The 20,059-nt window shown below is 49.8% G+C and carries 24 protein-coding genes; 13 read left to right on the top strand and 11 right to left on the bottom strand.

The features are described 5' to 3' along the window. Positions 1-34 precede the first annotated feature (34 nt). Both G006_RS0108445 and smbP read left to right on the top strand, forming a co-directional pair. Positions 35-226, top strand: coding sequence for a hypothetical protein (locus tag G006_RS0108445; RefSeq protein WP_020482745.1), 192 nt, complete (start codon positions 35-37; stop codon positions 224-226). Positions 227-261: 35 nt separating this feature from the next. After that, a complete protein-coding gene (gene smbP / locus G006_RS0108440; RefSeq protein ID WP_020482744.1) occupies positions 262-567 on the top strand; it encodes a small metal-binding protein SmbP in 306 nt (101 codons plus the stop codon). Positions 568-707: 140 nt separating this feature from the next. Here smbP and G006_RS0108435 read toward each other — a convergent pair whose 3' ends face one another. Beyond that, positions 708-1,277 carry a hypothetical protein gene (locus G006_RS0108435; RefSeq protein WP_020482743.1) on the bottom strand — a complete coding sequence of 190 codons (570 nt, stop codon included), beginning with the start codon at positions 1,275-1,277 and terminating at the stop codon, positions 708-710. A gap of 769 nt (positions 1,278-2,046) precedes the next feature. Here G006_RS0108435 and G006_RS0108430 point away from each other — a divergent pair. The 3 genes from G006_RS0108430 (at position 2,047) to G006_RS0108420 (ending at position 2,790) form a co-directional block, all read left to right on the top strand. After that, entirely contained in the window at positions 2,047-2,223 is a 177-nt protein-coding gene (locus tag G006_RS0108430) for a CsbD family protein (protein WP_026146928.1), read from the top strand. A 56-nt stretch (positions 2,224-2,279) separates the two neighbouring features. Further along, positions 2,280-2,429 carry a lmo0937 family membrane protein gene (locus G006_RS28270; RefSeq protein ID WP_020482741.1) on the top strand — a complete coding sequence of 50 codons (150 nt, stop codon included), beginning with the start codon at positions 2,280-2,282 and terminating at the stop codon, positions 2,427-2,429. A 139-nt stretch (positions 2,430-2,568) separates the two neighbouring features. Next, positions 2,569-2,790, top strand: a complete 222-nt coding sequence (locus tag G006_RS0108420) for a hypothetical protein (RefSeq protein WP_020482740.1) — start codon at positions 2,569-2,571, stop codon at positions 2,788-2,790. Between the two features lie 35 nt (positions 2,791-2,825). Here the strand turns inward: G006_RS0108420 and G006_RS25250 are convergent, their stop codons facing one another. Genes G006_RS25250 through G006_RS0108400 form a run of 4 tightly spaced genes read right to left on the bottom strand, consistent with a single transcriptional unit; the run spans position 2,826 to position 4,288 of the window. Further along, complete coding sequence (locus G006_RS25250) at positions 2,826-3,269, bottom strand: hypothetical protein (protein WP_020482739.1); 444 nt, start codon at positions 3,267-3,269, stop codon at positions 2,826-2,828. After that, on the bottom strand, positions 3,269-3,715 hold the full coding sequence (locus G006_RS25245) for a phage holin family protein (protein ID WP_020482738.1): 447 nt from the start codon (positions 3,713-3,715) through the stop codon (positions 3,269-3,271). The genes G006_RS25250 and G006_RS25245 overlap by 1 nt, the downstream gene beginning before the upstream one ends. A gap of 13 nt (positions 3,716-3,728) precedes the next feature. After that, complete coding sequence (locus tag G006_RS0108405; RefSeq protein WP_020482737.1) at positions 3,729-3,959, bottom strand: DUF883 family protein; 231 nt, start codon at positions 3,957-3,959, stop codon at positions 3,729-3,731. Between the two features lie 14 nt (positions 3,960-3,973). After that, positions 3,974-4,288: a BON domain-containing protein gene (locus G006_RS0108400; RefSeq protein ID WP_020482736.1), complete on the bottom strand. Its 315-nt coding sequence runs from the start codon at positions 4,286-4,288 to the stop codon at positions 3,974-3,976. A gap of 453 nt (positions 4,289-4,741) precedes the next feature. Between G006_RS0108400 and G006_RS0108395 the strand changes: the two genes are divergently transcribed. Then, positions 4,742-5,797 carry an OmpA family protein gene (locus G006_RS0108395; RefSeq protein WP_020482735.1) on the top strand — a complete coding sequence of 352 codons (1,056 nt, stop codon included), beginning with the start codon at positions 4,742-4,744 and terminating at the stop codon, positions 5,795-5,797. 990 nt (positions 5,798-6,787) lie between these two features. Then, positions 6,788-7,345: a DUF2799 domain-containing protein gene (locus G006_RS27015; RefSeq protein WP_160167669.1), complete on the top strand. Its 558-nt coding sequence runs from the start codon at positions 6,788-6,790 to the stop codon at positions 7,343-7,345. A 376-nt stretch (positions 7,346-7,721) separates the two neighbouring features. On the opposite strand, the gene G006_RS29335 is transcribed toward G006_RS27015, so the two are convergent. The 4 genes from G006_RS29335 to G006_RS0108360 all read right to left on the bottom strand — a co-directional run bounded on the left by G006_RS29335 (position 7,722) and on the right by G006_RS0108360 (position 11,382). Beyond that, positions 7,722-7,850 carry a hypothetical protein gene (locus tag G006_RS29335; RefSeq protein ID WP_268743566.1) on the bottom strand — a complete coding sequence of 43 codons (129 nt, stop codon included), beginning with the start codon at positions 7,848-7,850 and terminating at the stop codon, positions 7,722-7,724. A gap of 204 nt (positions 7,851-8,054) precedes the next feature. Beyond that, the gene (locus tag G006_RS0108370; RefSeq protein ID WP_020482730.1) at positions 8,055-9,170 is read right to left on the bottom strand and encodes an inorganic phosphate transporter; all 1,116 of its coding nucleotides are present in this window, start codon (positions 9,168-9,170) and stop codon (positions 8,055-8,057) included. Between the two features lie 10 nt (positions 9,171-9,180). After that, positions 9,181-9,810, bottom strand: a complete 630-nt coding sequence (locus tag G006_RS0108365) for a DUF47 domain-containing protein (protein ID WP_020482729.1) — start codon at positions 9,808-9,810, stop codon at positions 9,181-9,183. Between the two features lie 129 nt (positions 9,811-9,939). Continuing rightward, the gene (locus G006_RS0108360) at positions 9,940-11,382 is read right to left on the bottom strand and encodes a flavin monoamine oxidase family protein (RefSeq protein WP_033194129.1); all 1,443 of its coding nucleotides are present in this window, start codon (positions 11,380-11,382) and stop codon (positions 9,940-9,942) included. A 197-nt stretch (positions 11,383-11,579) separates the two neighbouring features. On the opposite strand from G006_RS0108360, the gene G006_RS0108355 reads away from it, so the two are divergent. Both G006_RS0108355 and eutC read left to right on the top strand, forming a co-directional pair. After that, positions 11,580-12,962: an ethanolamine ammonia-lyase subunit EutB gene (locus tag G006_RS0108355; RefSeq protein ID WP_020482727.1), complete on the top strand. Its 1,383-nt coding sequence runs from the start codon at positions 11,580-11,582 to the stop codon at positions 12,960-12,962. A gap of 2 nt (positions 12,963-12,964) precedes the next feature. Further along, entirely contained in the window at positions 12,965-13,738 is a 774-nt protein-coding gene (eutC, locus tag G006_RS0108350; RefSeq protein ID WP_020482726.1) for an ethanolamine ammonia-lyase subunit EutC, read from the top strand. A gap of 32 nt (positions 13,739-13,770) precedes the next feature. Here the strand turns inward: eutC and G006_RS0108345 are convergent, their stop codons facing one another. Next, on the bottom strand, positions 13,771-14,442 hold the full coding sequence (locus G006_RS0108345; protein ID WP_268743572.1) for a phosphate signaling complex PhoU family protein: 672 nt from the start codon (positions 14,440-14,442) through the stop codon (positions 13,771-13,773). A gap of 332 nt (positions 14,443-14,774) precedes the next feature. On the opposite strand from G006_RS0108345, the gene G006_RS25235 reads away from it, so the two are divergent. The 4 genes from G006_RS25235 (at position 14,775) to G006_RS0108320 (ending at position 19,101) form a co-directional block, all read left to right on the top strand. After that, the gene (locus G006_RS25235; RefSeq protein ID WP_235048844.1) at positions 14,775-16,580 is read left to right on the top strand and encodes a putative bifunctional diguanylate cyclase/phosphodiesterase; all 1,806 of its coding nucleotides are present in this window, start codon (positions 14,775-14,777) and stop codon (positions 16,578-16,580) included. Positions 16,581-16,850: 270 nt separating this feature from the next. Further along, entirely contained in the window at positions 16,851-17,057 is a 207-nt protein-coding gene (locus G006_RS0108335) for a hypothetical protein (protein ID WP_020482723.1), read from the top strand. A 475-nt stretch (positions 17,058-17,532) separates the two neighbouring features. Next, on the top strand, positions 17,533-18,375 hold the full coding sequence (locus G006_RS0108325) for an endonuclease/exonuclease/phosphatase family protein (RefSeq protein ID WP_020482721.1): 843 nt from the start codon (positions 17,533-17,535) through the stop codon (positions 18,373-18,375). 186 nt (positions 18,376-18,561) lie between these two features. Then, positions 18,562-19,101: a hypothetical protein gene (locus G006_RS0108320; protein ID WP_020482720.1), complete on the top strand. Its 540-nt coding sequence runs from the start codon at positions 18,562-18,564 to the stop codon at positions 19,099-19,101. Positions 19,102-19,174: 73 nt separating this feature from the next. Here G006_RS0108320 and G006_RS25230 read toward each other — a convergent pair whose 3' ends face one another. Further along, positions 19,175-19,774 carry an HAD family hydrolase gene (locus G006_RS25230; RefSeq protein ID WP_020482719.1) on the bottom strand — a complete coding sequence of 200 codons (600 nt, stop codon included), beginning with the start codon at positions 19,772-19,774 and terminating at the stop codon, positions 19,175-19,177. Between the last annotated feature and the right edge of the window lie 285 nt (positions 19,775-20,059).

The raw sequence follows: 20,059 nt of genomic DNA, 5'->3' as shown, positions 1-20,059 counted from the left end.
AATTCAGTTGTGGTCCACCATTTTGGAGATCAACATGAATAAAGTCCCTAAGAAAGACTCGGTCGAAACCGGGAAAAGCCAAGCTGGAGAAATTACCGGAAATACTCCCGATGACAAGACGATGGAAGTCGAAGACGACCTGAAGATGAGTGCCGGCAAAGATCGGGTCGGTTTTGTCGCTCTCCGGCGCAAAGCGAAGAAAGGCGATAAAAACGACCGTTATTGAACGCGCAATCTAAATACTACGCCAAGGATACAACTATGAATATTATCACCGTAATATGCGCCGGCATGCTGTTGAGCGTTAGTGCTATCCATGTTTATGCAGCGGAAAGTCATATCGCGCTGGCGCTGGAGCATGCACAAACAGCCGCTAAGTCCGGTGACGCAAAAACCATCGTGAATCATGCGGATGCAGCGAAGAGTCATATCAAAGTGCTCGACGAGCATTTAAAAGCCGGTGTCACGAGTCTGGATGCGGCTATCGCGCATGCTAAACAAGGTCACAGCGAATTAGCGAAAAAATCGGCAGAAGAAGCTGTTCTACATTTGAACGCCGCTCAATAGGGCCAATCAGTTCTGCGATTTCAAGAAAAACGGCAGGTGAATTTCCCTGCCGTTTTTTTGTGCCTGTATTGACGCTAAGAATAGGCAAAAAAATAGCCGGTCGCATGCATGTCGCACGGCGCCGGCTACTTATCTAGGGTTTAGGCGTAAACCGTGGATTTACGACGTCCAACATATAAGACGCCCAGCAAGGCGCTGGTCATCATCCATATTGAAGCCGGTAACGGCACTGCTGCCGGTCCGTCGCCGCTCGCTTGTGACGGGCTAATATCGAACGCGTACAAAAAGTGCAGATTGTTAAACTCCGAGGCATCCGCAAATGCCAGTAAGTTAGCGTCCGAGCCTAAATCAACGTTGCCGAATGCAGCACTCCAAACTCCGTCGGACAGCATCCCAATTTGGAAATTACTGGAACCCAGCAAAGTCCCGGATGAAGTGCCGGTGCCAATAGTGTAGTTAGCGCCGTTAGCCGTAAATGACACTGCGCCGACGCCGGTAAACGCGACGACAGGTGCTGCCGCACCGATAACGGCCGTATCTTCGAAAATACCGAAGGTATCGGAGAGAGAAGGAAAGGGGAACGAGGACTGGCTAAACGACAGAAAATTAACGTCGCCGTCGTTTGGCGCCCAAACGCCAGCAGAACTAGCACTGGAAGCCGCCAATAGGCAAATGGCGAGCGAGGTCTTTAAATAAGGGATCGTTTTCATAGGTATTTCTCAATAGGTTTAAGTTAACAAAGCGCCATCCAATGGCTCTTACCCTCAGCCGGCTTTACCAGGAAACGCCGGCTTTCACAGAGTTCATTCGACCGTTTGTATGGGAGAGGTCGACATCCGCACAGTCTGTATTCCTCACTTATCCAGCGGATAGGCAAGGGGAGAGCTACCTGCCGGATAGTCTCGCGGCGGTTAAAAATCGTGGTGCTAGTGTTTGATAAGGATCGTGTAACCCGAGCGGTCAACACGATTGCGGCGGCTGGAACGTTAAGAGGGGTGTTTCCGTTCTTAGGGTTGCGATTTGTCGGAAGAACGGGCGCGGTGCGCGGCACATTGAAAGTGTTAAATCCAATGGCCGTGGTTAACGGTAAGTATTTGAATAATCTGCTTAGGATTTGATTTGCTAAACCTATGGTAGGAGTTTAAGCAATAACGCCGCTGGCGTCGGTACGTTAGCCAACATTAGAAAAATGAATTGCGTCCAGTGTCGGGCTGTCATTGACCTCAGGCGGCATGCGCTATTAATTTCAGGATTTCTGGAGTTAATCGGGTAAGCGTTCGGCTCGGGCCGGGCGTGAGTCGGACAAGTCTTCTGTTTTGTCTTCAGGCCTCAAAAAGCTGTATATCTAGCTTCCAATCTATGTTCGTTGCCGCACCGACTTTGCTTGGGTTTGTTGATATTGTTCTTACTAAGCAGCGGGAGAATCTTCCGCGCTTGGTCATGGCGTTTTGCTCATGGCTAATCCAGTTGGAGATCATCATGAATAAAGATCAAGTAAAAGGCCGCGTTGAAGAAGTTAAAGGCAAAGTCAAAGAAGCTGCCGGCGTGATATTGGACGACAAAGAGTTGGAGTTAAAAGGCAATGTCCAGAAAAATTTGGGTAAGGCCCAGTCCGGCTTCGGCGATCTGAAGCAAGATATTAAAGACGAGCTATAAGCCGCTGCATTTGCGCGCCATCCTGAGTTTATTTTGGCAGTTAGGGGAGAACGATCATGCTTGAAACTGTAGCCGTACTATTTATCATCCTTTGGGCGTTGGGTTTGGTGTCTGCGTACACGCTTGGCGGATTCATTCATCTATTGCTAGTAATCGCGCTTATAGCGATTGTGCTTCGCATAATTCAAGGTCGAAGGGCTTTATAAGTATTGCGAAGCAAGTGTTTGCTTTTATCGATTGTTTGGTTTGGCTCTGTGCCAGAGCTAATTTTGGAATGGCTAGTCGTAGAGTTTTGATACGGCTGGTCAAGCCGGGCTTATCCAAAATCATTTACGAGGGAACAACATGAGTGCAGTCAAAATCATGGCCACGCTGTTGATTATTGCCGGGGTATTGGGCCTGATCTACGGTGGTTTCAGCTATACCAAGGAAACGCAGCAGGCCACGTTAGGTCCGTTCGAACTGTCGGTAAAAGATACTCAGACTGTCAATGTGCCGGTTTGGGCAGGCATAGCGACCATAGCGGTGGGTAGCGCGTTATTGTTTGCGGCAAGTAGGAAAAATTAGGCAAGCGTGGCGGGCTTGCCAAAAGCCGCTAAACGTTAGCCCGGGTCTCCCGCTTTATTGGTAGTCCTAGTCTCGCGATTATGTCGCCGTGCAACAGCAGGTTTGCTTCGCGATTGCTGAAAGCGTTTCGTCAGCCAGGTTATTGGCAAGGCGTTGTATAACGAATGTGCCGAAAGCAGCAGGCTCAGAACAGTGCGTAAATGTGTGCTTGCCGGGACGTTGCGATTTTCAATAGGCTCCGGCAGTGGGGCCGTGCGGGGCGGCGTCGGGCATTTACTGAGTTCGCCGGCTATAAATCCTATGCCGCTTGCGAACACCAGGGTGGCGGGCGCGGTCATTTGTTTGTAGATATTTTCCAGCAGGGATGTGGTGCGATTTCCGAGCGACTGGCGACGCTTCAACACTTGCCGTTCCGCAATTTTGATTTGCGCATTCAAAGAGCCGACAGGCTTTATTCGTTGCTTCCAGGCCAGCCTCATCAGATAAGGTCCTTACTGGCATAGTCTTTAGACACGGGTTTAAGGCTGTGCTGTGTGGCCGGGAATTGTAGATAGCGGCTACGGCGGCGGATCACGCCAAACAGGATTAATGCCAGCAGTAAATTGCCTGCTACTGCCAGTAATATGGCACTACTGGCCTGTAGATCATGCTCAATAAACCACTGTACTCCGGCTGCCATTAAGCCTAACCAGGCGGTACTCAGCAGCAAAGCAAGCATCACAGCGGCCGCGAGCATCGTAGTCAGGCTTTGGCCGGCCCGCCGCGTTTCCAACGCGGCAAGCCGGAAGCGATCATGGCTTAAACCCTGTAAGTCTTCCCACAGCAGTTGAATGTCCGCCAATATGCCGATGTCGTCGGACGGCTCGGCATGCGTGGCGGACTGCCCCGCGCTTTCCTCGGTCCTTGTGGACGCATTCGGGTCCATGGACAACGGGCAGTTAGCGGCTGCTCAACAGGCGGCTCAACAGAAAGCCGCTGGCTACCGCAATCCCCAATGCCGTTACCGGATTGTCGCGGATATAGACCTGGCAGTTTTTCACGATGCGCTGCTCGGCGGTTTTTAGCTGTTCGCTTTTTTGGTCAAGCGATTCAGCGGCTTGGTGAGAGGCACTGGCGATTTTATCGACCGCTTCGTGGGCGAAGTTGGAGGCTTTATCAATGGTTTCCATAATGTTTTCCTAGGTTATTTAAGACGCATATCGTTTTTGACCGACTCTACGCCTTTGACACCGCGAGCAATTTCCACGGCTTTATTGATGTCGGCCTGGCTGCCGACGAAGCCGCTCAATTGCACGACACCTTTAAAAGTTTCCACGTTGATCTGGCCGGATCTCAGGTTGGGTTCGTCGAATAACATTGCTTTCACCTTAGTAGTGATGACGCTGTCGTCGACATATTCGCCGGTGCCTTCGTGTTTATGCGTCGATGCGCAACCGGAGGCAGCGAGTAAAGTGAGGGCCACAATAAATGCGGCAAACAATCGGCTGAGGTTTTTCATAGGTAATTCTCCCGGACTAAAAATAAGATGAGGCTGTGCGGCTAATGCTTAGCCGTAATCTGGCGAATACTTGCAAGCGTAAATCGGACGAGTCCGGCGTGGCGGTTTAGGCGACTAACGGATACTCGCGCATATGCGGCAAGTAAAGGCGGGGGCTGAGGTGGTGAAACCTTGAATGAACTATAAGCACAAAGCCAGCCTTAGTCGGTGCGTTAGCGTACATACACCGCTAACGCCGGCCTTTGCAGAAGATGGGATTGGCAGCCGAATAACGCATACCGGGAAATTTATCTGTTTGCCGCTTATGTGTGCTACCGCACCGACGGAGGGTTGCTGTTGCGAATAAGCTACTTATGAGCTTATTTACAACAATGCCATCCGTTTCGCGCTAGTTCTCCTTGCGGCAACCTGGTGTTAGTTACCCATTTCGATCTTTACCATAAAGGAATAATTATGCTTAACAGACATGTATTGCCGATAGCCGCCTTAGCTGGTCTGGCTATGGTGCCGCAAACCCAAGCCGCTGATCAATCGCAAGATAATCGCTGGTATGTCGCACCGTTCGCGACGTTTATCAATAGCGGCGGCGACCGACGGGCGAGCGACGGTTGGGGCGGCGGTGTTGGTGTGGGTAAAATCATCGATCAACATTTTAACGTTGAGTTAAAAGGTTTTTATCAAGGTTTTGGCGGCGATAACGGCCCTTGGGATTTGGCCGGTGGTAGTGCCGATGTGCAGTATTATTTGTTCCGGGATAAATTCTCGCCATATGCAGTACTAGGCTTGGGCGGTATGAACACCTGCGCATCCGCCAACTGCGGCATCGGTTTTATCGGCGAAGCCGGCGTCGGTGCCACTTACGAGGTGAACGATAATTTATTGATACGTAGCGATGTACGTTACCGCTACAACAATAATTTCAATGCTCATGTACAGCCGGGCACCGACGAATTTCACGATATGACGGTCAATCTGGGTGTGGTGATTCCGTTTGGCGACAAACCTAAATATGCGGCAAAGTCCGACGCTCGCATGGCACCGCCGCCGATCGTGGCGGCATCTAAACCCGATTGCAGCGTACTGGATGCGGATGCCGACGGCGTCAACGATTGCTTGGATAAATGCCCTGGTACCATCAAAGGCGCCATGGTTGATCCGAAAGGTTGTGCGGTTCGATTGATACTGAAAGGTCAGCATTTTAAATACGATTCCGCTGAATTGAGTTTAAACGCCAAAGAACTTTTGGATGGTGTCGCCAAAGATTTGATCGCATTCCCGCAGAAAAATGAAATTCAGGTGCAAGGTCATGCCAGCAGCGAAGGTAGCGATTCCTATAATATGAAGCTCTCGCAACGCCGGGCACATTCAGTCGTTGAATATCTGAAATTGAAAGGCGTCTCCAACAAATTGTCCGCAAAAGGCTATGGCGAAACCCAACCCATTGCCGATAACGAGACGGAAGCTGGTAAATCAGAAAATCGCCGGGTCGAGTTGATCTGGATTGAATAAGGATTGCCAATTGCCTAAATTGGGCTTTGTTGCATAACTTAAGTACTCGATAAAAGTTGCAAAGCCCAAATCAAAGGAAGTCAGCAAATTTCAGGGAAGAATTTAAAGGGCAACGGCTGAGAAAATCGAGTCCGTAAAGGAATAGACTTGAGATACTGGCGGATAGCTTTATAGCAAGATAAATTCAGGCAAAAGGAGGGTGTCCTGAATTTTTTTTGTAAACGGGATTTAATTATCGGTAGGGCATCTTGTCGTCAAACCGAATCAAAGCCGCTTTCCAGTCATGCAATGGCATCGTCCATTTTTGACTGATAGTCATCAGGGCCAAATAGAACAATTTCGATAAGGCCTCTGTAGTGGTCAACTCAAAATGGGGGGATTGCCGACAGAGCTCTAACTTGTACAAACTTAAACGTTACCATGTCTTTTTTGAGGACCTTACGCATCCTCGATTCGGCTACCATCGCGATGAATCCGGCGTCGTAACTATCAAGCGCCGTCGATTACACTTATCCATTTGCGGTAGGACATTCAACCGTCGTTGGCAAAAAGCTCTTATAGTGCACTGAAAAGCCGCTCCCGCATCACGACAGAGGCCATGGCGTGTTGCAGTTTCCTTAAATCAGGAATGTTTTTTAGTATCGTCTTTATGGGTTTCAGTTGATCGTTTTGACTGGCTTGTCCCTCCCAACTTTCCCGAGCAGTCATTTCAATTTTTCCAGAAATTTAATTTCCATGGGCTGATTAAAGTTATCCCAGGCATTTTTGCATAAATCGATTTTGTCGTCGGCCAACATGTCATCTAATCGGTCCGGTATGACCAGAGTCAGCTTGGTTGATGATTATCTGCATTGACTCGTTTAATTTCCAACGTTGACTATAATTTCCAGCGATTCCGGTTCTAATTGAAATAGTTTTAGGGTGTGTGGAGCTTCAAGCAATTGCGGCTTTTCTTGCTGTATGGTGAATCTTTATTGGGAAGGCAAAATCATGGTAAAGCGCTTAACGGGATGTCTATTTGCTGTTTTTTTTACCGGCTGTGCAACGCTTAGCCAACAAGACTGCAAGCGGGGTGATTGGTTTGGTTTGGGGGTTCAAGACGGCCGTTCCGGTGCGACCAGTGATAGGCTAAATGATCACCAGAAAGCATGTTCGGAATACGGCGTCGCGGTGAATGATTCGCAGTATTTTGCTGGCCGCGAACAGGGTATAAGAGAATACTGTCGGATCGATAACGCTTTTGAAGAGGGTTTGCAAGGGCACGATTATCGCCATGTTTGCCCGCCATCTATTGACGGTGTATTTAGCCGGTACCACGCAGCGGCTTACGCTGTGCATAAAGAACGTGCCGAACTGGATAGGATAGATAATGAACTTTCCAGCAAAGAAATCAGCTTGGGGGATAACAAGTTAAACGACAAAGACCGGGCCAGAATTCGTAACGATATAAGCCACTTGAGGCGTAACCGAGATCGCGCTCGGGATGATCTTTACTACCACGAACGGCAACTCAACGAGTTTCGCCATGAATCTCAGTCTTATCGCTGAGCCGCTTGTTGGGATTCGGGGGGATTCGTTGCAAGGATCCGGATGAAGCTTCCCCGAATCAAGCACAGATAACTCATGATCAAAATGCGGTATCTGTTGCGCAAGACGGTCATTGATGATTTTTGACGTAACTCTGCGTTTAAGTTTCCGGGGATCGTCTCTGCCGCTAAAGCCGGGCTCGTTCAAGCTCCAGGCAAACACACTGAAGCACTCGCCTATTCGCCGCGAAGGTATTTGCTAGCCTGCCGCTAAATTACTATCAACTAAGATCTACGGCTGACAAAATATAAACTTATGACAGTCATACTTATTGCTTTGCGATTATGTTGACTGAATCAAACTTAGTTGCTGTTAATAGAACAGGCCCTAAATTAACTCATTCCCTCGGTTCGGTTTTGCCGTCGCTCAGTCTTTCTTGCTTGTCTTTCTCGAACTCGTGTTTCACGAAAAACAGGCCGCCCATCAAACCCAACAACATCACGATTTCCAGTATTTCTCTCATCATTTCAGCTACCTTTAATTTAGGAAAAAGCCTTGTTACTTCAATGAGGTGACTAATGATTATTTGGATGTGCTAAAAGGATATGGGTTCTTGCAACATTAGTGTCCCTCATGTAACAGACTACCTTGGGAATGCCCATAGTCAATTACTAACCTGATCGTCAAATTCACTATAGCCGTCATTCAAATCAGCGATTTGAGTTCGGACTTAATACTGCAACAGCGGCAATAAACTCACCATGCCCCAGGCAATACCGCCGGCGGCTGGAATCGTCAAAATCCAGGCCCAAACAATCCGTTCGATCACGGAAAGTTTCAGGGTATAGGGATTTTTGGCAAAACCTACACCCATGATCGCAGTGGAGATGCTATGCGTCGTGGAAACCGGCATGCCGAAATGGGCGGCGGCCAACAGAATGGTTGCCGAGCTGGTTTCCGCCGCAAAGCCGTTTATCGGGTGTAGCTTGACCATTTTGTGGCCAAGGGTCTTGATAATTCGCCAGCCGCCCACCGAGGTGCCGAGCGCCATGATCAACGCACAACTGAAAACGATCCAGGTGTCTATATCTTTTTCTCCGCCGTCCGGGCGCAGGAATTCCGCCCAACCCGGCAATTGATCCAGCGTACCGGCGTTGTTTGCCGTAAATATGGCTAGCGCGATGATGCCCATGGTTTTTTGCGCATCGTTGCTGCCGTGGGCAAATCCCATATAACCGGCCGATACCAATTGCGCCTTACCGAACAAGGCGTTGATCCATTTCGGCCGCGAAATTTGCCCCAACAGGCCTCCGGCGGCATTCATGCCGCTGATGATCGCCATCAACAAACCCATGATCAAAATGCCCAAGGTAAACCCGGCAATCGGGGAGCTGATCATCGGAATCACCACTTTCCAGAGCAGGCCTTTGTTTTCGGTCCACACTAAAGCGGTTTTCGACCATATCAACACATCGGGATTATTGTGCCCCGCCGCCAGAGCCGCGCCGCATAAGCCGCCGATCAAGGCGTGGCTGGAAGAAGAGGGCAGACCCAAGGCCCAGGTAATCAGGTTCCAGATAATCGCCCCGGTCAGCGCGCAGATCAGTACTTCTGAGGTAATCGTCACCATGCCGGTATCGACTAGCCCTGAGGAAATGGTTTTGGCCACGGCGGTACCGGACAAGGCGCCGACCAAGTTGGTTACCGCAGCCAGTATCACCGCCTGAGTCGGCGTTAGTACTTTGGTGGCAACCACCGTAGCAATAGAGTTGGCAGTGTCGTGGAAACCGTTGACGAACTCGAATATCAGTGCCGCCAGAATGACCAGCAAAAGCAATGTCAGCATGACGGAGCCACTAAGAATTTTTTAATACGATGTGGTAAACCACGTTGCCGGCATCGCGACAGCGGTCAATGGCTTTTTCCAGGATTTCGAACAAATTGGTTTTCACCAGATAACGGATCGGATCGGTTTCGTTGGCATAGACGTCGCGATACAACTCAAGTATTTGATCGTCGGCTTCCGCTTCAATAGTTTGCAGTTGATCGTTAAGTCTTTTGACTTCGTCCAAATCCATACCTTTACGCAACTGGGCAACCATTTGTTCCAAAACTTGGCAGGCTTGTTCCAGCATGACAGCGCGGCTGTTGAAATCGACATCGCCGATACGCTCCGATGCCAGAGTATAACGCTCGGCAAATTTTTCGACGATTTTAGGAATCTTATACAGCGCGCCGTTTAGGGCTTCAATATCTTCGCGGTCCAATACAGTCACGAAGGTGTTGACTAACTCCTCGCTGATTTGGCCGAATAAATTCTTTTCCCGGCGCCGCGCCTGTTTAAATTTTTCTAATGACTGCTGGGTGGTGGGCGTGCTTAGCAGTTCTATCAAGGCCTTGGCCGAAGCGTGTGCAGATTCCGCACTAGCTTCAAGCAAGCCATAAAATTTATCGCCTTTGCCAAAGATGGTTTGTAGAGAGAACATGGTGTTCCTTAATTGTGACGGTTTTGTTACATATTGTATAACAGCGTTACGGCATGTGTAGAAACCGTCGGCAATTTGCCAACCGCATGTGTTGCTGATGTTATCTGGCGCCACACTGCCAGGCGCGGGTTAATCGTGTTTTTGCAAAATGTCCTTAACCGCGCGAATTGCCGATCGGCTCGCGCCGTTGGAGTGGGTATCTTCGGTAAAATCTCCGGCAAAATAGACGCGGCCTTGCGGTTTTCTCAACGACTCGGAAAGGCTATCGAAGCGCGACCGGCCGACGGGCCATGACGCTATCGCGCGCGGATGGTAACGGTAAAAGCTCATCCGTTTGACCGATTGCCGGAAACCCGGCCACTGTTTGTCAAACGCCGCCAGCAAAGCTTCCCGAATCTGGTCCGGATCGCTCATCCGCGAGTTAAACCGCTCCGCGTCCGCACCGCTGACCAATAAATTCAACAGCGCATCTCCGCCGGATTTTGATCCACCCTCATAAATCACCCCTAAAGGACTGTCGGTCATAATCGGCAATATGCTGTCGCCGTCGCGGGTCCAGAAGCTGCTGGCGGCCTTATCCACTGTGACGTGCGCGGTAAAGTAGGCGCCGGCCGATTGAGTTTGTATCGCCTGTTTTCGCTCGGCGCTCAACGGCGGAGCGAACTGAATGTCGTTGAGCCGGAATAATGGAATCGCAGTGATCAAGTACTTGGCGCGGAATATCTTTTGCCGCAAGCTACCTTGGTCGGACGTAAGCACTTCCACATTATTGTCCGTGGCTGTGATGTGGGTGACCTGCTGGTTCAGCAGGATGCGGTCCCGGCCGATAAAATTGGCCAGCGCTTGCGCGGCTCGTTGATTGCCGCCGACTACATGGCGGGGTGCCAGACCATTGCCGGAAAAATAATGCCATTCGGCAATGCCGTCCAGTGCGCTGATTTTTCGCCAGGAGGTAGCGTATTCCGGTTCGGTTTCAATGCGCACCAATTCTTGGGCTTTGGGCGACAGGCCGCTGGTGCTTTCGATCCAGTCGGCGAAGGAAATTTCTTGCAGCGCCAGCATATCCTCGGACAAGGGCCGCAAAGCCAATTGCCGATAAAGCTCGGCCATTTTTGCGTCCCAGCGTTGATAGGCTTGCAATTCGTCGGTATCCAGCACCGAGGCCAGAAACTCCGGATTGGTACTTTGCGTAAACGGATACAGCTTGCCCTGGTAATAAAAACTGGAAAAACTGCTGTAAGCCGTTTCCATTGGCACATGCAAATCCCGGAAAATCTCGATAGCCGGGTTATTTTCCCAAAATTCTTCCAGACCCACTTCGGCATGCGTACCGTCCGGATAAGCAGCGGTGCGGATGCGGCCGCCGATATGTGGACTCATTTCCAGAATCACGGTTGATTTACCGGCTTTTTTTAAATGATACGCGGCGCTTAAACCCGATAGGCCGGCGCCGACGATCAACACATCGGCGGTAAGCGGTTCGGCGGGTAAGGCGGCGGCGGGCTGGCTCAGCGACAGGGCCAAAACAATGAAGATGGAACGGTTGAGTTGCTTGAGGGATAGGGTAGTCATCTGCGTCGCCTCGGCGTGTTTATGGGTTGCAAGCCGCTTAGCCATTGGAATCGGCAGCCAATTCTCGCTACGGTACGAGCTAAATATTGCAGGCAAGTGACTCGAACCTAACTGACCGTCTGCTGCCTGCCGCGTCACATAATAGTCACAAACTTGTCGTATTCTCGGGTTTTCTCCCATCGTAATCTGCCTGACTGATGAATTATTCCGCAACCGCACAAGGCAAAAGCTTTCATTTTCGCGATTTGCGTATCTTGTTGGCTAAGGCTACGCCGCGCCGGGCAGCGGATGAATTGGCCGGTTTGGCGGCGGATTCCGAAGTCGAGCGTGCGGTCGCGCAGCAGGTTTTGGCCGAGGTACCCTTGCGGCGATTTATCGAAGAGCCATTGCTGGCCCCGGAGCGAGACGAAGTTTCCCGCTTGATTCTGGAGCGCCATGATCCGCAGGGGTTTGCGCCGATTGCGAATTTAAGTGTGGGCGAATTTCGCGATTGGCTGTTAACCGAGGATAACGATTTGGCGGCAATCTCTGCCGGGCTGACGCCGGAAATGGTGGCCGCGGTCAGCAAAATCATGCGCAACCAGGATTTGATTGCCGTAGCCCGCCGTTGCCGGATCGTTACCCGCTTTCGCAGCACCATTGGCTTGCCGGGCCGCTTGTCCACCCGTTTGCAACCTAACCATCCGACCGACGATCCGCGCGGTATCGCCGCCAGTATTCTGGATGGTTTGCTGTACGGCAGCGGCGATGCGGTGATCGGCATCAATCCCGCCACCGACAATCTGCACAACGTCCACACCTTGTTGAATTTGTTGGACGAGATCATTGCGCGATACCAAATTCCCACCCAGTCTTGCGTACTGGCCCACGTCACCACCAGCATGGAGCTGATGCAGCGCGGTGCGCCGGTGGATTTGGTGTTTCAATCCATCGCCGGCACCGAAGCGGCTAATCGCAGTTTCGGTATCGACCTGGCAATGCTGCGCGAAGCGAAAGCCATGGCCGAAGCCTTGGGGCGCGGGAATGCCGGCCACCAGTTGATGTATTTCGAAACCGGGCAGGGCAGTGCCTTGTCGGCAAATGCCCATCACGGTATCGATGCGCAAACCTGCGAGGCACGGGCTTATGCGGTAGCCAGGGAGTTCGATCCGTTGCTGGTGAACACCGTGGTCGGCTTCATCGGCCCGGAATATTTATACGATGGTAAGCAAATCATCCGCGCCGGTCTGGAAGACCACTTTTGCGGCAAGCTGCTGGGTCTTCCGATGGGCTGCGATATTTGTTACACCAACCATGCCGAGGCCGATCAGAACGATATGGACACCCTGCTGACGCTGCTGGGTGTGGCCGGCTGCAACTTCGTTATGGGCATACCAGGTGCCGACGACGTGATGCTGGCGTACCAAAGTACCTCGTTTCACGATGCCTTGTATCTGCGGCAAGTATTGGGCTTGCGGCCGGCGCCGGAATTCGAGGCCTGGTTGCAGCGAATGGGTATTTTCGACAGTCAAAACCGCTTGGCCGTTGCTCGCAACGCTGCGCCATTGCTGAGCAACTTTCATGGCTTGCCGAGGGCTTAACGATGAACGATCCGTGGATTACCTTACGGCAATTTACTCAAGCCAGAATTGCGCAAGGTAGGGCAGGGTGCAGTTTGCCGACCAAGGCACTACTGGATTTTCAACTCGCGCATGCCAGCGCTCGCGATGCGGTACAACAAGTCTGGGATGTGACGGCTTTTGCCGGGGAAGTGGAAAAGCTGGCGCTGGAACCACTGATGTTGGCGACGCCGGTTGTAAGTCGCGAGCAGTATCTGCAACGTCCCGATCTTGGTCGTTGTTTGACAAAATCCGGCCATGAAATACTTGACGCGCGGGCAACCCAGGCTATCGACGTGGCTTTGATTGTCAGCAACGGCTTATCCTCGACTGCTGTGGACGAGCATGGCTTGGCCTTGCTTCAAGCCGTGGTGACGGCATATGTCGAACGCGGATTGCGGCTAGGGCCGATCTGTCTGGTGTCTAATGGCCGGGTGGCCTTGGCGGATGAAATTGGGGCATTGCTGGGTGCGCGGCTGGCTGTGATTATCGTTGGCGAGCGGCCGGGTCTCAGTGCCGCCGATAGTTTGGGGATGTATTTAACCTATGCACCCAAGCCAGGCAATACCGATGCCGAACGCAACTGCATCTCCAACATTCGTCCGCCGGCGGGTCTATCTTATAACGCGGCCGCAGCCAAGCTGGCTTACTTGAGCGAACAGGCCTTGCAACGCGGCTTGTCAGGCGTGGTTCTTAAAGATGATATGCCGGAACAATCGCTTACCGAGACTGGTGACGCAATTTTGTTGAAGGAATGAGTGGGTAAAGCATTAGTCATGATGCATCAGTTCTACAAGGGCGAACCCATATAGGCTTTGTCGGAAATCCCGCCCCATGACCAGCTTTTTAAACGGTTTGTATGGCGGACATCTTGACCATCAATCATGAAAATGCAGTACTCGGCCAGGTTTTTACAATGGTCCCGGCATGATTCAAGAGCGTTCAGAATTTGCAGGACGGTTAATCCCGGTCCGACTTGACGTGGATCCTGATTGATAAAACCTAGTTGGTGCCGGACAGCTTCCCATGTGGCATTCTCGCTGTCGATATTGCCTTTCAGTAGCCTGTGAGCGTTGTTGGCGTCCAGGTTGTTCAGCACATACACCAGATGCTCCAGTGCTATGCGGATGTCATCGCTTATTTTTACAATATCTCTGACCAGTTGCGCATTGGGTACGCCGCTTCGGGGTTCATACAGAGCCAGAATCAATTTGCCGATTTTTCGCGTTTCATTCGTGAAATAGAGCAGGGTTCCGGAAATTTTAGAGATAGACAAGACCACTCTCAAGTCCCGAGCCACCGGGTTTTCCTGGGCAAGTAAGTGCATAATGGCTTGATGGGTTTGATTCTCGCGTGCGCGAATTTCTTTGTTGAGGGCGATGACCTCAAGCGCTGATTCCAAATTTGCCTCATCCATGGCTTCCATGACCAACTCCCATTGCACCAAAATCAAGCTGAGCATATCCACGCTTGAGTGATGTAGCCGGTCAAGCTCGACATCGACGTGTTTCAGGATATGGGGCATGGCTAAGACATTATTTTCAGGTGTCATCGTAGGTACCTTATTCGCTGGGCGCGTTTCCGAATATTTCCCTCTCAAGCCTTACCAGCTGAATCGCCGGCGTATTGTTTAAACTACAGAGTGATCTTTTTCAGGGGCGCTAAACGAGGTCATCTTACTGTAACTTTAGAAATATATCTTTAGATAAGCTATGCAAGGACTTTCCGACGCGTTTTGCCATATTCGCCTACATTGCATTAATTCAGTTCATTACGATGTTTTTGCCAGACAAGATGCTAGAAGCAAACGCTAAAGTTGCCAGCCCCCAGTTACAGGCGATGAAAGAGCTGTCCGATGCCGAAACACCATCGGTTCGGCGCTTATTGCATTATGTTGCGCCCGTTGTTACCCAAGAACGCTGTATCGATGTGCTGGACCGTTTTGTTCAGGATAAAGAATTACTGGCCGTTGCGGTTGTCGATCATCAGCGGACCCCGGTTGGCATCGTGGATCGCGGGCTGATCAGTGAAATTTTCCTCAGACCATTTTCCCGCGATTTGTTGCACAACAAACGTGTCGTCGAGATTATGGATGCCAAGCCGATTATCGTGGATATTAACGCGGGCATCGACGATGTCGCGCAGATCATTATCGACGCCGGCATGCGGCATATGGTCAACGGCTTCATCATACTGGAGAACGACGTCTATGTCGGCATGGCAACCGGTCACGCGCTACTGGAAGATATTACGCATCGCCGCCAGCGTGATCTCTACGTACTGGCACATTATGACCAACTGACCGGTTTGCCGAATCGCTTGTTATTTAATGATCGTTTGGAGCAGGGCTGCCGCAATGCGCAGCGTAACCACAAAATGTTGGGCCTGGTTTTTTTTGATCTTGATCGATTTAAATATATCAACGATACGATGGGGCACAGCTTTGGCGATAGGCTATTGCTGGAAGTTGCCGCGCGATTATCGGCAAGCATCCGCCGCAGCGATACCGTCGCCAGATTGGGAGGCGACGAATTTGTGCTTATTTTGCAGAATCTCGAAAGCGAAGCTGATGCCATTGTCGTGTTGACCGGGATTGTCGACAAGCTTCGGGAGCCGATGCCCATTTTCGAGCGCGAAATACAAATCACCGCCAGTTTAGGCATGGCTTTTTTTCCGGACCACGATCGAACCATTGATGGCTTGATTCGTAAAGCCGATGCGGCGATGTACGAAGTGAAAGAGCGCGGGCGTAACGCATTCCTGATTTACAACGCCAAAATGGATCATGGCAAAGTCGAACGCATGAGTTTGGAGACTCAACTGCGCATGGCGCTAAACAATGGCGAATTGTCCTTGTCTTATCAACCGCAGATCAAACTGCCCTCGCTGGCGGTGGTGGGTGTGGAGGCCTTGCTACGCTGGCATCATCCGCAATTGGGCGCGGTCCCACCGAGCACTTTTATTCCGATTGCCGAAGAAACCGGCTTGATTATTTCCATTGGCGAATGGGTGCTTAGGGAAGCTTGCCGTCAGCATTCCAGTTGGATAGAAGAGGGTTTGCCGGCGCTGCGCATGGCTGTGAATATTTCCGGCGTGCAATTCAAGCAGCGGGATTTTTGCACACTGGTAAAGCGCTTGGTTGAAGAGGGCTGCATAGACCCGCAGTATCTGGAATTAGAGTTAACCGAAAGCGTCGTGATGACGCAGGCAGAGCACGCAGTGCAAACTTTAATGGATTTGCGGGCCTTGGGCGTCAAACTGGCGATTGACGATTTCGGCACAGGGTATTCAAGCCTAAGCTATTTACGCAAATTTCCTTTGGATCGAATCAAAATAGATCAGTCCTTTATTCGACATATCAAAAATACACCGGCCAACGAAGCAATTGTGCGCGCCATTATTGCCTTGGGGGAAAGCCTGGGTCTGGAAACTGTCGCGGAGGGCGTGGAAAATAGCGATGAACTGGAATGTGTTACCAGTCATCACTGTCATGAGGTGCAAGGCTATCATTTTGCCAAGCCTTTGCCGGGGAATGATTTTAGTGTGTGGCACCGGCAATTTATTAGTTCCAACCGGTGTTCAGCCGGGAGTAATGTTTAAGTATCGCGCGCGCTCGGAAAAAATCAGGTTGATGGTTTTGCGTTAAGACCATAGTTTTTGCAGCCGACGCTTGTAGCGAGTGTGGGCTTTTTCAAATAGCCGATTAAGCCGGTCTTTTAGTATTGGAGGGGTGCAGAATCCATTTTGGTTGCAACGATTGCAATTTTGCTCAATTAATCGCCTGATGCTTTCTTGCAAACACCAGGCTTGCTCCACTAATTTTTTTACTGATACTTTCACGTAATATTCTTCTTTGATCAGGAGCTTGGTATGTCGGCGGAAAAAACAAAAGATGATAGAAAAAAAGTTTCTTTGAATAAAGAAACGTGTAAAACATTGAATGCGTTTTCCAGGTTAAACGCAGTAAAGCTGCGCTTGGTTATTGATTCCATGGTTGATATTGTCTTAAGTGATGAATATCTCAGCAGTCGGGTAATAGCACTTGCCTCGGAAAAAGAGAATATGGAAAAAGAATAGCAGAGTCAGAAAATTTGCCCGTCATCATCGCGTCATAATCTACCCAAATAATCGGTGGATATTTTTGTTGAATCAATAGCGAGAAAAGTCGTAGATGTTTAGTCGCAGCCGACGACGGTGTTGATATGTGTTGTATTGGCCGGCAATTTGGCCGGTAAAGTCATTTTAAGCGGAACATATGCAAGCTATAGAGATAAGAGCGGAATGGAATAGTGATAAAGCTGCTTGGATAGCCACCAGCAGTCTATTCGACCAGTTTGAAATCGAAGCGGCTACCATCGACGAATTGATCGACTGCCTCAGAGTTCGTATCACGAAGGTTATAGGGCTAGAGCAGATTAGCCGCGCTCCGGCGAGTCAACGAACCTTTATCCTTACCAAAATCTGGCCGGTCAGTAGTCAGGTTTCTCTTATCTAGGATAAGGCTTTAGGTTCAATCTCGGCGGATCAACAAATCAAGAATGATAGATCGGCCATGCAACTCTCGCTGCTAACTCTCAACCTGCACACCTATCAGCAGCATCCCCGACATTGCTGTTTCGACACCATGCATCAGCATGAGCGAGAAGTGCATATCATCGCTGAAGCGATAGCTCACTTGGGAATGGATGTCGTATGTTTTCAGGAGGTGGGCGAGTATTTGCACGACCCCATCACTCAGCCCTATGGCGAATCGCCTTCCAATATGGCTTTCCGGATTTGTCAGAAATTACGTGGGTGGGGGCATTGGTACCACATTCATCAAGACTGGAGTCATATCGGTTTTCATCGCTGGCGGGAGGGCACCGCCATCATGAGTCGATACCCGATGCGACATAACTATTCGGCCTATGTCTCGGACGATTGGCGTAAAGACAATTACATGTCGCGCAATGTCACCGTTTCTTGCATTGATGTGCCTTGGTTCGGCTTGTTGCATGTCGCCAACGCCCATTTGAGTTGGGCGCATCACGGGTTTTTCCAGGAATATTCCCGACTCAAACAACTAGTCGATTCTCGCCGCTATTTCGGTGTTAGAGCCGATTTAATGGTGGGCGATTTCAATGCCCCCGCCGGGGAGCACGCCTACAACCATATCGTAGGCAATGCGGAATATATCGATCAATTTTATGAATTGCATCCACACCATTTTTACCAGCCCAGCTATCACGGCAGGATAGACGGCTGGAAACACAGCCCTCCCAAGCGAATCGACTATATCTTTAAAAGAAATGGGCATCCGCTAAGAATCAAATCCATGGATATTATTTTTAATGATGAATTTTATCCTGTCGTTTCCGACCATTTTGGTTATTTTGCCAAATTCGATTTATTTTAAGTGTTGGGTTGCATAAAATTCTTCGGTTAGCCGTGGGGTGTGATTTATTTAATATAGATGAAATATTTTTCATGTTAAATAAAATCACGCTGGCAAAGCCATCTCAAAGCGCGGTTGTTTTATCGAGATGGCGTCTAATAGAGCTGGTGTTTACCAAGTTTTTGACGCAGGCACTGAGTAATTCATATGAAAATACGGTTTTTGGCTATTTTAATGATTATGGTCTTGCCGGCTTGCGGAACCTTAACGGCAAAAGACCCGATTTGGCCGGATGATTTACCCAGGTATGCTTATTTTTTTAATGAATACCAGCGGGACGTAGTAAATACTAATAGTCAAACACTGGATCAATACTTAACCTGGGTGAAACGCTTTTATCAGGGGTGGGAGCTTTACCCCAGTGGCTGGAATAATATTAAACAAGATTTATTGCTGAGAATTAAAGACCCGGTTTTGGCAGGCGAAGTGAAAGAAAAAATGGATGATTTGGGATTATCTATTTCTCGCGAATGGGCAAAAAATAACGATACCCGAGTTATAAATACCCGGCATGTATCAATCTGGGGCAATGCCTTGCTGAAGTCTTTACAACAAGGTGAAACCTTGGAAATTATCGAGCGGATTGCTGCGGATGTACACGATTTAATTGCCAAGAAGATTTCTGCCGATGTGATCACTGAAAATCGTTTCTATGCAGAGGAAGACATTTTTAAAGATGTCAATTAACAGGTCTTATACCGCGAGATGGTTTGCTTATGCCGGTATGGAAGGTGTCAATTCAAGGCGTACCCAACAGACTCTAAGGCATTAAACCCTGAACATTTAACACGTCTTGGAGCGATTCGAAGCCATCGACATGAAAGGCCGTGATGCCAAGGTTTTGCGCGCTTTGGACATTGGCGGAACAATCATCGAAAAAATAGACTTCAGAAGGCTCAACCTCACACTGGCTTAAGGCCAATGCAAAGATCTCGGGATCGGGCTTGATAGCGCCGAGCAAATGCGAAAACAAGGTGATGTCAAAATCGTCCTCAAGCACACCAAAGTGTTGCCAATGCAGCGGATTCGAGTTGCTTAGACAGCCCACCCTGTAGTTTGTACGTAAATCGCTAAGGGTTTTTCGCGCGCCTGGAAAAAACTGCCGGGGCCAGGATGCAAACTTTTTCAGAAATATCCGTGGCGTAACCCGTAGTCCCCATTCGGCGATGAATCTCTCCGCAAACTCCTCGGGTGTGCTTTCGCCGCGCTCAAATTGCTGGACCGCTGGCGAATGTAACCAGCGCGTCTTAAGTGCTGAGTTTTCGAGAGGCTTGGGCAGCAATCGATTCAAATGCTCGAACATGGAGCTTTCTATCAATACTCCGCCCAAGTCGAATAACAATAGTGAAGGAAAACGCATCTAAATCTCCTAGTATCAAACCCAGCTTGATTACGGCTAATTCGTCACCATGCCGCGCGAACATACTAGGAGAAGAATGTGTCTTGATTATTTCAACGAAGGCCTTTGAAAAAATATTGGTAACGACGGGCGTTGATGCGTCTGTTTTTTAAGCGAACGCTTGGTCTGATTTATTCGAGTTAGGTACTGTATTTTGGTCCCTACAAGCTTGCGGATCAGGATCTAATTCGGCAAGGAAAATAACGCATTATCTGATCTGAAGTTATGTAGTGAGGCTGGTTGCTG

Origin of the sequence: Methylomonas sp. MK1 (assembly GCF_000365425.1) — a bacterium.
Lineage (GTDB): Bacteria > Pseudomonadota > Gammaproteobacteria > Methylococcales > Methylomonadaceae > Methylomonas.
Note: the sequence above shows the minus strand (reverse complement) of the source record. Positions and strands in the feature narration are given on the sequence as shown.